Source organism: Nocardioides epinepheli, from assembly GCF_037936805.1.
GTDB lineage: Bacteria > Actinomycetota > Actinomycetes > Propionibacteriales > Nocardioidaceae > Nocardioides.
In genome coordinates, this window is the sequence record NZ_JBBMMC010000019.1 from 67,855 (window position 1) to 81,005 (window position 13,151).

The 13,151-nt window shown below is 70.1% G+C and carries 10 protein-coding genes; 1 reads left to right on the forward strand and 9 read right to left on the reverse strand.

What is annotated here, in order from left to right:
- Nucleotides 1-3: 3 nt before the first annotated feature.
- Entirely contained in the window at nucleotides 4-528 is a 525-nt protein-coding gene (locus WMR31_RS20435; RefSeq protein ID WP_340540742.1) for an LppU/SCO3897 family protein, read from the reverse strand.
- Nucleotides 529-671: 143 nt separating this feature from the next.
- Here WMR31_RS20435 and WMR31_RS20440 point away from each other — a divergent pair, with 143 nt between their 5' ends.
- A complete protein-coding gene (locus WMR31_RS20440) occupies nucleotides 672-1,847 on the forward strand; it encodes an NAD(P)/FAD-dependent oxidoreductase (RefSeq protein WP_340540743.1) in 1,176 nt (391 codons plus the stop codon).
- 33 nt (nucleotides 1,848-1,880) lie between these two features.
- Here the strand turns inward: WMR31_RS20440 and WMR31_RS20445 are convergent, their stop codons facing one another.
- From WMR31_RS20445 to WMR31_RS20480, 8 genes are all read right to left on the reverse strand, one after another.
- Nucleotides 1,881-2,837, reverse strand: a complete 957-nt coding sequence (locus tag WMR31_RS20445; protein WP_340540744.1) for a DUF5996 family protein — start codon at nucleotides 2,835-2,837, stop codon at nucleotides 1,881-1,883.
- Nucleotides 2,838-3,116: 279 nt separating this feature from the next.
- Nucleotides 3,117-5,627, reverse strand: coding sequence for a polynucleotide kinase-phosphatase (locus tag WMR31_RS20450; protein ID WP_340540745.1), 2,511 nt, complete (start codon nucleotides 5,625-5,627; stop codon nucleotides 3,117-3,119).
- Nucleotides 5,620-7,032 (reverse strand): 3' terminal RNA ribose 2'-O-methyltransferase Hen1, encoded by a 1,413-nt coding sequence (locus WMR31_RS20455; protein WP_340540746.1) that lies wholly within the window; start codon nucleotides 7,030-7,032, stop codon nucleotides 5,620-5,622. Before WMR31_RS20455 ends, WMR31_RS20450 begins: the two co-directional genes overlap by 8 nt.
- 50 nt (nucleotides 7,033-7,082) lie before the next feature.
- Nucleotides 7,083-7,964 (reverse strand): ABC transporter substrate-binding protein, encoded by an 882-nt coding sequence (locus WMR31_RS20460; RefSeq protein ID WP_340540747.1) that lies wholly within the window; start codon nucleotides 7,962-7,964, stop codon nucleotides 7,083-7,085.
- Nucleotides 7,965-8,030: 66 nt separating this feature from the next.
- Nucleotides 8,031-8,612 carry a hypothetical protein gene (locus WMR31_RS20465; protein WP_340540748.1) on the reverse strand — a complete coding sequence of 194 codons (582 nt, stop codon included), beginning with the start codon at nucleotides 8,610-8,612 and terminating at the stop codon, nucleotides 8,031-8,033.
- Nucleotides 8,613-8,782: 170 nt separating this feature from the next.
- Nucleotides 8,783-10,330, reverse strand: coding sequence for a hypothetical protein (locus WMR31_RS20470; RefSeq protein WP_340540749.1), 1,548 nt, complete (start codon nucleotides 10,328-10,330; stop codon nucleotides 8,783-8,785).
- Nucleotides 10,331-11,053: 723 nt separating this feature from the next.
- Nucleotides 11,054-11,344 (reverse strand): hypothetical protein, encoded by a 291-nt coding sequence (locus tag WMR31_RS20475; RefSeq protein WP_340540750.1) that lies wholly within the window; start codon nucleotides 11,342-11,344, stop codon nucleotides 11,054-11,056.
- Between the two features lie 125 nt (nucleotides 11,345-11,469).
- Nucleotides 11,470-12,606 carry a hypothetical protein gene (locus WMR31_RS20480; protein ID WP_340540751.1) on the reverse strand — a complete coding sequence of 379 codons (1,137 nt, stop codon included), beginning with the start codon at nucleotides 12,604-12,606 and terminating at the stop codon, nucleotides 11,470-11,472.
- Nucleotides 12,607-13,151 lie beyond the last annotated feature (545 nt).

Sequence of the window (13,151 nt, forward strand, 5' to 3'; positions counted from 1 at the left end):
GGGTCAGACCTCGCCGAAGCAGATGAGCGAGTTGCGCGTCTTGTTGGGCAGTCGCTGCACGGTCTGGCCGGGGCACTTCGTGCTGGCGCTCTTCGCGTCGACCAGGGTCACCTTGAGGACCGTGGTGCTGCCCTTCTTCCCCTTGCACGCCACCTTCTGGGCCGGCTGGGTCGCCGCGATCGGGAAGTCGACGCAGTCGCCCTTGGCGACGTTGTAGGTCAGGCACAGCTCGACGGCGGGGTCGGTCGAGCCGGTGCTCCCGGTGACGGTCATCGTGTAGTTGACCTCGTTCTTGTCGCACTTGGCACCCTCGGCCGTCACCTTGTAGGTGGCGGTCGGCTCGGCGCAGTCGGTCTCCTTCAGGTCGACCTGCGTCGTCGGGCCCTCGGCCGAGACGCACGAGCCGACCGCCGGGGCGTCGTCCTTGGCCTCCTTGACCGGATCGGCCTTGAAGAAGAGCAGGTACACGCCGGCTCCGATGGCGAGGGTGACGAGCATGCCGATGCCCTTGAACAGGAGTTGAGACACGATGGGACTTCCTTCACGGACACTGGCGAAAGAGATTGGCTGACTAGCCAGCCAATATAGGGGCGGGCTCCTGGAGACAGCAATACGAAGCCGGGCCCTCGAGAGCGGAACCTTCCGCCGGGTCGACGTGCCACCATGGGGCGATGGATCGAGTCGTCATCGTCGGAGGCGGCCTGGCCGCCGCACATGCAGCCGAGACCCTGCGCGGGGAGGGCCACCGCGGGCAGATCGTCATCGTCGCGGGCGAGCCGCTGCTCCCCTACGAGCGCCCCCAGCTGTCCAAGGACTTCCTCCAGGGCAGCGACTTCAAGGAGCTGCACGACCGCGACTGGTACGCCGAGCACGACATCGAGGTGCGCAACGGCACCTGGGCCGAGCGGATCGATACCGAAGCTCGACGGGTGGAGGTCAGCGACGGCGACCCGCTCGAGTACGACGCCCTACTGCTCACCACCGGAGCCACTCCGCGACGCCTCGACCTGCCGGGCATCGACGGCGCGGTCACGCTGCGCACGCTGGCCGATGCCGAGCAGATCCGCGACGCGTTCGGTGAGGGACGCCGGATCGTGACGATCGGCGGCGGTTGGATCGGCCTGGAGGTCGCGGCCTCCGCGCGTACCGCGGGCTGCGACGTCACGGTGCTGAACGCCGCCACCGCACCGCTGGTGCACGTGCTCGGTCCGGAGCTGGCCGAGTACGTCCGGCGGGTGCACGAGCGGCACGGGGTCGATCTGCGCAGCGACGTCGAGGTCACCGGCATCGACGACGGCGCGGTGACCGTCGCGTCCGGCGAGCGGTTCCCCGCAGATCTGATCGTGCTCGCTGTCGGCGCCACGCCCGACGTCGGACTCGCCGCCGCCCTCGGCCTGCCGGTCGACGACGGCGACGCCGGCACCGGCGTGCTCGCCGACACTCGCCTGCGCACCAGTGATCCGGCGATCTGGGCCGCCGGCGACGTCGCCCTGGCCACCCATACCCGCTACGGACCGCTGCGCGTCGAGCACTGGGACAACGCGATCCGCCAGGGCAAGCTCGCCGGGCGCTCCATCCTCGACCTGGACGGCTCCTACGACTGGGAGCCCTACTTCTACACCGACCAGTTCGAGTTCTCCATGGAGTACGTCGGGCGCTCGGGCCCCGAGGACTCCGTGGTGATCCGCGGCGACCTCGACGAGAGCACCTTCATCGCCTACTGGATCGCACCCGACGGCCACACCGTCACCGCCGGGATGAACGTGGGCATCTGGGACGTCAACGACACGCTGCGCGAGATGATCGGCACCACCGTCGACCCGGCTCAGCTCACCGACCTGCGCTGAGCTGAGCCCGGATCCACGCCGAGCCGGAGCCGTTCACGGCCGCAGGCGCGGCTCCTCGTTGCGGTGGTAGATGCGCGAGTCGAGCCGATGCGGGTCGACCTCGAGCATGGTGCGATCCCACTTGCCCAGGTCGGCGGCGAGGGCGTAGGTGCCCTCGAGGAACGACATCAGCGTGGTGTCGGGGTCGGAGGCCTTGCGCACCTCCTCGTACGGCAGCACCCACTCCCCCAGGTCGGTGTCGAAGCGCCCCACGGGCAGCGAGGCCTCGCGGTAGCCGTCGGGCTCGGGGTACACGTAGGCGTAGAACGTGCCCTCGCTCGAGCCGCCCGGCCAGAAGCCGGCAGCTGAGTTCTCGCGCGACTCCGCCTCGCCCATCACCCACGGCGGGCACGACGGCGGGTTGGCCTGGTGCGGCGGCGCGTCGCGCCCGGAGAAGCGGGCACAGGAGAGGTCGAAGGACCCCCAGAACACCTGCACGGGGCTGTCCTTGCCGGCGAACCCGGCACGCCACTCGGAGAACACGTGCTCGGCGCTGAGCAGCTGGCCGAAGAACGTCTCGACGGCGGCGGCGTCGTAGGACTTGTGCTCGGTGTCCTCGGAGAACGGGATCGACGGCGAGACCTCGTTCGGACTGGCCCAGATCGCGCGATCGATGCCCATCTCGTCGAAGGCGGTCTGCACCTCCGACCAGAACTGGGCGACCGTCTTCGGCTCCAGCGCCACGGTGCGGTGCCCGCCCGGCCTGGCGCGCAGGACCAGGACGTGGTCGACGAAGTCGAACTCCGCGTCGAAGGCCGAGTTGTTGCCGCGCATCAGCCGGGTGCGCAGGCCGCGGGCACTCAGCTCGTAGGACACGTTCCACCAGTGGTTGACCAGCGAGGTCGAGACCATCTCGATCTTCCCGATGATCTGCAGCCACATGTGCAGGGTGTCGCGGGTGTCGGCCCAGTCGTCCACCTTCAGTGCCGGCCAGGGTCCTGTTCGATCCATGCTCGTCTCCGATCTCACGCTCGGCTGCTCGTAGGCCCACCTTATGGAGGAACCGATGACTGTCCAGCCGCCCGGCCCGGCCGCGGGGTCGGTCTGTTGGGTGGGGGCACCGGGCGTTCCGGGATTTCCCCGGTCGACCGGGGAAATCTGAACTTGGCGGCCGATATCCCGGCCCCCAAGTTCAGGGATGGGCCGCCCAGTCGGCGAATCGGCACCTTCGCCTCGATCGACCCCAAGCAGCCCGGATCCGAATGCGTCGCGGTCGGGCGTGCTCCGCGCTCACAGCCGCGGGTCGACCGGCTCCGACTCCAGCGCGAGCACGGCGAAGACGGACTGGTGCACCTTCCACAGCGGCTCCCGCCCGACGAACGCCGTCAGCGCCTCCAGGCCCAGGCCGTGCTCGCGCAGCGCGAGCTGGCGCTTGCGGCCCAGGTGCCGCTGGCGCAGGACGTCGAGGGAGTCGGTGTAGTCGGCGCCGTAGATGATCCGCAGGTACTCCCGGCCGCGCACCTTGATCCCGGGCTGCACCCGACCCTCGGTCGGGCCCGCCGGCTTGACGACCATGCCCTCTCCCCCACCGGCGGTCAGGTCTAGCCACCACTGCACCGCCGCCTCCCGCTCGGCCGGCGCCGACAGGTCCACGAGACGATGCCGGGTCGGGGTGATCAGCTCGTGCTCCAGCCTCGCGAGCTGCGCGAGGTGCCACTCGTGCGACTCCGTGAGCGCCGGCACGCTGCCCTCGACGGCCAGGATCTGGAACGGCGCGAGCGTGATGCCGTCGAGTCCGTCGGTGGGACGCACGTAGGCGGCGTAGGCGTCGCGGAAGGCCTCGGCGTTCTGGAGGCGCCGCCCGGACCGGTCGCGCAGCGCGTCGACGTCGAGACCGCGGGACGCAGCCCGATCCAGCACGGCGACGACCTCCGGCAGCACCGAGCGCGCCGCCGCGCCTACCGAGGCGTACTGCTCCCGGATCAAGGGTCCGGCCTTCGCCGACCACGGCAGCAGCTCGCAGTCGAGGGCGAGCCAGTCGGTGTCGAGCGACTCGAACAGCGGCGCGACGGCGTCTCGTAGCCGGTCGACCAGCGCCGCGGTGTCGGCGAAGAACGGTCGCCCGGTGCGGGTGTAGACGGCGCCGGTGCTGCCGTCGGCGATGCCGAAGCGGCGCTCGGCGGCGTCGCCGTCCGCGGCGATCACCGCGATCGCCCGCGATCCCATGTGCTTCTCCTCGCACACGACACGCTCGACGCCCCATCCGGCGAACTCCTCGAAGGCCTCCTCGGGACGCTCGAGGTAGCCCTCGACCGAGGACGTCGCCACCGGCGACATGGTCGGGGGCAGATAGATCAGCCAGCGCGGGTCGACCGCGAACCGGCTCATGATCTCCAGCGCCGCCGCGGCGTTCTCCTCGGGGATCTTCACCTTGCCGGCGTGCGTGGTCTCCAGCCAACGGGTGCCCGCGACGTCGTCGATGCGCAGCACCGAGCTCTCGCGGTCGGTCGCCTCCTCGGCCATCGGGCGCACCGGCTTGTACCACTGCTGCTCGGCGGGCACGGAGACCAGCTCGCGCTCGGGGTAGCGCAGCGCGGTGAGCTCTCCGCCGAAGACCACACCGGTGTCGAGGCAGATGGTGTTGTTGACCCACTCCGCCTTCGGGACCGGGGTGTGGCCGTAGACCACCGTCGCGTTGCCGCGATACTCCTGCGCCCACGGATAGCGCACCGGGAGTCCGTACTCGTCGGTCTCGCCGGTCGTGTCGCCGTACAGGGCGAAGGAGCGCACCCTCCCCGAGGACCGTCCGTGGTAGGCCTCCTTGAGGCCGGCGTGGGCGACGACGAGGCGCCCCTCGTCGAGGACGTAGTGGCTGATGAGCCCGTCCATGAAGCGCAGGGCGTCGGCCTGGAACTCGTCCGGCTCGGCCTCGAGCTGGGCCAGCGACTCGGCCAGTCCGTGGGAGACGGTCACCTTGGCGCCCTTGAGCGCGCGCACGAGCTTGGCCTCGTGGTTGCCGGACACGCACAGCGCAGCACCGGAGGCGACCATGCCCATCACCAGGCGCAGCACGCCGGGGGTGTCCGGTCCACGATCCACCAGGTCGCCGACGAACACCGCCTGTCGGCCATCGGGGTGGCTCGCGTCGATCGCCAGGTCGCCGTCGTACCGGATCTGCCAGCCGAGTTCAGTGAGCAGTGCTCGCAGCTCGGAGGCGCAGCCGTGGACGTCGCCGATGAGGTCGAAGGGACCGGTCACATCACGGCGGTCGTTCCACGAGCGCTCCCGGACGATCTCGACCGCCGCGACGTCGTCCTCGCCACGGAGCATGTGGACCCGCCGGAAGCCCTCCTTGCTCAGCCGCCGCATCGACCGCTTGAGGTCGCGATGCTGGCGGGTGATCACGTGTCCGGGGAAGTCGCGGTCGGGACGCTCCCGGTTCCGGGCGATCGCGGTGGCCTCCGGCACGTCGATCACGATCGCGTCGACCAGCACGTCGTGGCTCTTGGCGAGCTTGACGAGCGAGGCCCGCGCTCCCTGCTGGACGTTGGTGGCGTCGACGACGGTGAGCAGGCCGCGGCGCAGGCGGGTTCCGACGATGTAGTGCAGGACGTCGAAGGCGTCGGGCGTGGCGGACTGGTCGTTCTCGTCGTCGGCCACCAGGCCCCGGCAGAAGTCGCTGGAGATCACCTCGGTGGGCTTGAAGTGGGTGCGGGCGAAGGTGGACTTGCCGCTGCCCGACACACCCACCAGGACGACGAGCCCCATGGCGGGCACGGTGATCCGGCGGGTCTCAGTCATCGGTCGCCTCCGTTCGCGTGAAGATCGCCAGCTGCGTCGGCGTGCCATGCTCCTCGTCGAGGTCGCCGACGCCGCGACGCTCGACGGTGTAGCCGTAGACGTCGGCGACCCGGTCACTCCAGGCGGCGAACTCGGCCCGGCTCCACTCGAAGCGGTGGTCGGGATGACGCATGCCGGAGAGCCCCTCGTAGAGCGGGTTGTACTCCGCGTTGGGCGTGGTCACCACGACCGCGCCGGGAGCCGCGACTCCGAACACGACGCGCTCGAGAGCCCCGAGGCGCGGTGGATCGACGTGCTCGATCACCTCCATCAGCACCGCCGCGTCGAAGCCGGCGTAGCGCTCGTCCTCGTAGGTCAGCGCCCCCTGGAAGAGCTGCACCCGCTCGGCCTGCCGCTCGCTCATCCGGTCCAGGTGGAGGCGTCGCGCGGCCTGCTGGAGCGATCGTGTCGACACGTCGGCGCCGGCGACGCGGCTGAACGCCGGCGTCCTCACCAGCCGGGCGAGGAACTGCCCCGGCCCGCAGCCGAGGTCGATGACCGATCGTGCTCCGAGGTCCAGCAGCGCCTGGTGCACCGCATCGTGCCGCTGCGCCTTGAGCGGCGCCCGCCGCTCGTCGGGCTGGCGGGTCTCCTCCTCGGCGGCGGGCTCGACGGCGTCCTCGACGTCGTCGCCCAGCTCGGCGAGTCGGGTCAGCGCCGCGCGGGTGAGCGCGCCGCGCCGCCCGAGGTAGCGGCGCGTGATCAGCTCGGCGTCGGGATGGCCGGCAAGCCAGCCCTCCCCCGACCGCAGCAGCTTGTCGACCTCGTCGGGCCCCTGCCAGTAGTGCTTGGACTCGTCGAGCACCGGCAGCAACACGTGCAGCTGGTTGAGGGCGTCGGCGAGTCGCACGACGCCGGTGAGGGTGAGCCGCAGGTAGCGGGAGTCGCCCCACTCTGGGAAGCCGTCGTCGAGTGCGATCGGCTCGGCCACCACGCTCCACCCGAGCGGCTCGAACAGGCGGCGCGCGATCTCGGCGCCGCCACGGCACGGCAGCACCGGGATCGCGATCTCCAGCGGGATCGCGGAGTCCGCGAGCTCCTGGCGGGACCGGCAGCGACCGCTCCGCGCGGTGCTGAACACGTCCGCCATCGCGACGCCGAGCAGCGAGGAGGCGGCGTAGGGGCGGTCGTTGACGTACTGCGCCAGGCTGAAGTCGGGTGCGTTCCTGCCGCGCGAACGGGCCAACCGCACCGGGTCGACGTCGAGCATCAGCGCGACGGTGCACCGCTCGTCGTTCGCCTCGGGGTAGAGCACGGTCGCGGTGCCGAACGACGGCGCGAACTCCTGCACGCGGTCGGGGTGCTTGTGCAGGAGGTAGCCGAGGTCGGTCGCGGGCCGGTGGGTGGTGGAGACGGTCAGGAGCACATCGGCCAGTCTCCCTGTGCCGACAACCCATTATCGGCCGTTATCGCCCGCTATCGGACGCGGATCGCGCTCTTGGGCTCGACCTGCGGCGATCGTTCGGGATGGAGGATCGCTGCGAGGGTCTCGACGCCGTCGACCAGGCGCGGGCCGGGTCGGGCGAACGAGGCGTTGGCGTCCACCGCCCACACGGGCGTGTCGGGGAAGCGGCGCGCGACGTCCGCGGCCAGCTCGACGGAGCCTGGGAGGTCGTAGCCGCACGGTGCACACACGATCACGTCGGGCTCCGTCGCGGCCGCCTGCTCCCAGGTGATCCGCACCGACTTGTCTCCTGTCACGCCGATCACGGGCGTGCCCCCGGCCACCTCGACCATCTCCGGGATCCAGTGCCCGGGCGCGAACGGAGGATCGGTCCACTCCAACAGGAGCACGCGCGGACGCGGGCGTCCCTCGACGGCGGTGCGCACGGCGTCGAGGCGGGCGTGCAGTCCTTCGACCACCTGCTCGGCGCGCTCGCGGCGTCCGGTGCGCGCACCGAGCATCAGCACCGAGTCGAGCACCTCGGCGAGCGTGTGTGGGTCCACCGTCACGACCTCGGTCCGGCACCCGAGATAGTCGAGCGCCCGGTCGACCACCGAGACGTCGACGGCGCAGACCGCGCAGAGGTCCTGGGTCACGACGAGGTCGGCGTCCAGGTCGGCCAGGGCGTCGGCCTCGAGGCGGTAGAGATCCTCGCCGCGGCGCACCGCGGCGGTGACGAACTCGTCGATCTCGCGGGGCGTCAGGCCGTGCGGCATCGAGGAGGTGGACACGATGCGCCGCTCTCGCGCCTGCGGCGGGAAGTCGCACTCGAAGGTGACCCCCACGACGTCGTCTCCCGCGCCGAGGCCGAACAGGATCTCGGTCGTCGACGGCAGCAGGGAGACGATGCGCACGATCACGACTCTAGGCGACGCGCCAGCGCCCCCCGGGCTGAGCCCGCGGGGCGTCGGCGGCGCGCGTCACTTGCGGTGGAACAGGTCCTTCACCTTCGTGGAGAACTCCTCGCGGCGCTCCTCGCGCCGCTCCTTGCGAGCCGCCTTGGCAGCCTCGTCGGCCGCCTTGCGGGCGTTGGCGACCTCGGCCTCGACCTCCTCAGAGGGGAACACCGCGGTGCTTCCGTCCTTGGCCGCGACGAGGCTGTCGACGGTGGAGACGGCCGAGGGGTCGGCGTCGACGATCAGCACGTGGGTCCCCGGCGCGATCCCCTGCGCGAGCACGGCGATCCCGTCGGTGTCGTCGGCAGCCTCGCTGACGGCGTCCGAGGCGTCGAAGGAGGACCCCAACAGGGCTCCCGCCGACCAGCCGAGCAGCACGCCGAGCGGGCCACCCAGCACGCCTACCAGAGCCCCGACGAGGCTACCGGTCCAGAATCCCGAGCTGTCGCCGCCGGCGGAGGCGTACTCCGGCACATGGATCGTGCCGTTCTCGTCACGGGTCACCACCGCGGCCGACTGCACGCCCGCCACGTTCTTGACCTCACTCATCACCTGGAACGCATCAGCGTCCTGGGCGAAACGGCACACCATCACTTGCGTCGACATAGTCGGCTCCCTCCACGTCCGAGTCAGCGGTCCACTCGGTCTACCAACGCGATCGCAGGGCGGTCAATGGGCGGCCGACAATGGCTCAGGTGATGGGACTGCGCCCGTCGCACGCACCTAAGTTCAGCATCGATGACCCGCTCAACCCACGTGCCGGGTCGCGAGTGACGTCACACGGGACACTCTCCGCCGATCCTGCTCAAGAGCGCATGCCCGTACTCGACCGCGGCCGCCGCGTAGCTGTGGCTCGGGTCGATGCTGTTGATCCGGTTCGCGAGCGCGCCACCCGCCGTCGCCAGTCCCCCTTGCTCGATACAGGCCTGCTCGATCGCTCGGGCCTCCCCACGAGACAGTCCCGTGGCTCCGGCGATCGGTTCCAACGTGAACGAACGACCCGCTCTCGCGTGCTCAGCGGCTCGTCGCGCGAAGTCGTCGGTGATCCCGACGTAGTTCTCGCCCCGGTAGACGATGTAGTTCTGGGGACCGCCGGCGAGCTCGACCGGCAGGCGCCCAGCGCTGCCGGGCAGTTCGGCAAGGATCTTCCGCTTCACCGATTCCGACAGCGGCAGGCGTGTCGTCACGTCGCGGACCGCCTGCTCGGCACGGTCCCCGCGGCGCGCGAAGTCCACGAGCAGCGATGCTGCCTTGGCCCCGTCCCCGAGCGCGGGGACGAAACCGATCGCGGCCAGCCCCGCGTCGAGGAACTTCTTCTTCCACAGGTTGACCGCGAGATCCCGGAAGTCGCCATACCCAGAGAGTCCACTCACGACATGGCCGGCCAGATACTCGGCGGACTCGATCTGCTCGATCCGCAGCCCGGCGTCCTCGGCGCACTCCTCACAGTCGCCGTACTTCATCCCGGCCTGGGTCGCCGCGAGCTTCTCCGACGCAGTCAGGTCGTAGGACAGCGGGTCCGATCCCCGCTCGTACTCCTCCGCGTCGTCGTAGTGGTCCTCGTCGGCGTTACGGAGTGTGGGGTCGGAGCCGAACCTCAACTCCGCGACATCGCTCAGACCGTCGTCGTCGGTATCGGACGCAGTGGGGTCCAAGTCGAGGAAGAGCTCGTCGCCGTCACCGACGCCGTCCTCGTCCGTGTCAGGCAACAGCGGATCGGCGATCGCCCAGAACACGCCATCGCCGGGCTCCACCGCTGCCCGCTCCCCCGTCTCGAGAGCGTCGGGGAGACCGTCATCGTCACCATCAGCGCTAGTGGGATCCGACCGTCCTGTGAACGTCGCGCCGTCGCCGATCACAGGACCAGCCTCCTCACCGTCGAGCAGACCATCACCGTCACTGTCGGGGCTTCGGGGGTCGGTCTGATACTCGATCCCCGTCCGGGTCTGCCAACCAGCCAGCTCCATGCGGTCGGTGATCCCGTCGCCGTCGGTATCGAGGGCGATGCTTCGACTCCGACCGGCGCCCGGCCCCACATGCGCGGCGGCGAACTGGACCACGACGATGCCGATCAGGATGAGAACCACGGCAGCCGCGACCGGCACGACCCAAGCCGGGCGACGTCGGCGACTCCTCGGACGTTGAAAGATCATGGTCGTCCGCAACGCGCCTCTGCTTCGCGCGACCAGTTCCCAACCCCGGCTCTGCCGCCTGGCCAGCAGGCGCTCAGCACGCCAGCGCATCGTCCTGTCCGACCGCGTCCTGAACGCCGACGACGAGTCGCCGTGTTCGCCGGGCACCGGCTCACCCGTCTCATCGACCACGATCGCGCAGCTTTCTCATGCGTGTTCCCTTTGCCACCTCATCGCCTCGGCGGCGAGCCGACTCGTCGGCTGCTGCAGTCTAGGAAGGTCCGACATCCCGAGGAGTCCGAACGAGGAGATTCGTCGCGTCCCGGCTGGAGCAGTCGGCGCGACCTTCGATACCTGCCGGGCACGCCGTGCCCGCGAACGCCATCGAGGGCACCGACGACCTCGACGAGATCGGCGAGATCGGCGAGATCGGTGTCAACTATGAGCCGCCCGCTCGAGCACTCAGCATGGAGCGGCACCGCGAGCACGACATCTCGCAACGCGGGTCAAAGGGCGGGAGCACTGAGGCTTTAGCGTCGACGGTTCGCACGCCGATGGCTCTGTGGTCTCGATCGCGCGGCGTGGCCCGGGCGAAGGGATCTAGTGGAGAGGCGCTCGCCCGCCGAGGACTGACCGGGAGGGCTGAGGTGCAGGGAACCGGCCAAAGTCAGTTGGATGCGGCATCACGTGACGCTTCCAGGTCCGCTCTCGGTGACCGCGCGGCGGGAGCACGGCGCTTAGATCAACGTCGCTGTCGGTACCAACGTCAGGGAGTCCCGAGTGCGGTCGCCCAGACCATTGAGGTCGTTCGCGATGACGCTGGCGCGGCACACCGACGTGCGCACTGGAGCAGCGAACCTGCCGAGTTGGAACGGTGCGGCTGTATCCGCTCGACATCGATCGAGGGCGGCCCGGCTATGAGCGTTTGCCTAGCCCGGGGGCTCCGCCCGGCACGACCGCGCGGATGCCGTGTCGGAAGCCCGGCGCGTTGCGCGCGATCTTCTGGGCCCCCTGGTTTTCGAGGCGTCGTTGCAGACGGTCGAGCTTGAGCAGGTGGCCGGTTCGCCGGCGGCGCAACGCCTCGCGCTTCCGCGTGACGTCGGGAGGCTCGGCCGATGAGCCCTCGGGGGCCAGCTTTTGCAGTGAGCGTTCAACACGACGCAGCGCCACCTCTTCTGCCGCGATCCGCGTCTTCAGGTCCGCCAACTCCCCGCTGCCCTTCGGCTTGCGGCCCTTGACGCGTCCGGTTATTGCGCTGCCGGCTGGCGGAGCTGTCTTCTTCGCAGACGCTTCGCCTGCCGGTGGCACGGTTCGGTCTCTGCGGCCGGCGGTCACTGGCAGTCTCGGCTGACGTCCAACAGGGCGGAAGCCTCGCGGCGAGCGAGCTTCGCGGCCTCGGCTGAGGCTCGATAGAGCGCGGCCACCCGGCGGAGCTCTGCCGACGGCGCCTGCGCCAGTCGCTCGGGCTCGGCATCGGCGAGGGTCTCGGCGACAGAGCCTCCCCCGAAGACCCGCAGACCGGCGCTGCGCGCGTGGCTCAGTGCGTCGAGCAGGTCGGCCACCGGGTCCTCGATTGCGATGTCACCGGCTCCGTGGCCCGGTTCATCGCGGGTGGAAGTGCCGCTGGTGAGCGCCACGAAGTCCTCGACCGGGAACCAGTTCCGGTTGCCTGGGTCGGTGACCGCGACCTGGTAGGCGGTCCGGCGCCACACGCCGGTCTCGACATCGGCGCGCAGCGGCGCGCCGGATAACCCGAGGGAGCGACCCATGGCCGCGTAGGGCATGGTGCCGTTGCGGAAGCGGACGACGATGTCCTCGCCGGTCATTCGGGCGTCGTCGTTGGCGACTGTGCGGGTGACGAGGTCGTCGTAGCGGTCGAGTGCCTCGTTGAGTATCTGCAGCCAATAGGAGGGTGCGATGTCGGCGTAGGCGTCTCGGACCTGCCGCCAGGTGATGGCCTGGTGTGGGTCGAGCCAGAGTCCGTGCTGGGCCTCCGGTAGCAGTGCCCGATGCGCGACTGGGACTTCGTCAACGCCGAGCCAGCTGGCGAGCTGGATGGCGAGCGGGTCGAGGAGCTCACGTTGCAGGTCCAACTGCTGGCGTAGTTCTCCGCCGCCGGGCCGGTCGTACATCTTCGCCTCTAGAGCGAACAGGACCGGCGAGGGGCGCAGCGTCAGGAAGACGACGTCGGGGGTGTCCCTCGCGGTCGGCAGCTCCGCGAAACGGCCCGTTGCCGGTCCGTAGGCAGACTCCGCGATGCCGTACTCGGTGAAGAACAACACCCCGCAGTTCGCCGGGTCACCCGAGGCTTCGACGTCGGGATACCCCATCAGCGCGGTGAGTCGGTTGAGGTGGCGGAAGTCGGCGCACACGATGCCAGGGAGGACGGTGCCGGTGTAGTACCGCTCCTTGCGGTTCAGAGGAAGCGTGTGGTCGAGCAACCACGTCAGCGACGACTGTGCAGTCATTCGCCATGTCTACCAGCGCACGGCGACAACCGCCGACCATTCGTGCTATTCGGCGTGCTGCCGGAGGACTGGGGAGAGGCGCCGGCTCGGCGGCGGGTTCGGGCTACCGCAGCCAGGGCCGCGTGGCGCCGAGTCCGGGCTCGGCTACCGGATCGTGGTCCGCGAGGTTGGTGAGGGAGCAGGAAACGCCGCAACCCGTGAGGCGAGGCATCGGCAGAGGATGTGCCGACCGGTGACATGCCGGCAGATGTCACGCGTGCGCCGGCGCTGCCACACCCGGGCAGGCCCGGTGCGCTGGCAGAGGGCGCACGTGTCCGCGTGGCGGCGGGGATGGAGCCCGGCGTGCTGGGCAGTCGCCGCGTCAGCGGGCGGCCGGCGACGCCCCGGGAAGCACGAAAGCCCTCCAGGCTCACCTGGAGGGCTGACGCTCAACGCCGCAGCTGCAACGTTGGGTTGTAGCGGGGGCAGTGTGCTGGTTCAGGACATAGGAAACCCATGTCTCAGGACATAGGAAACTCGATGCTGGCCGGTGTCGAAGGCAAGGC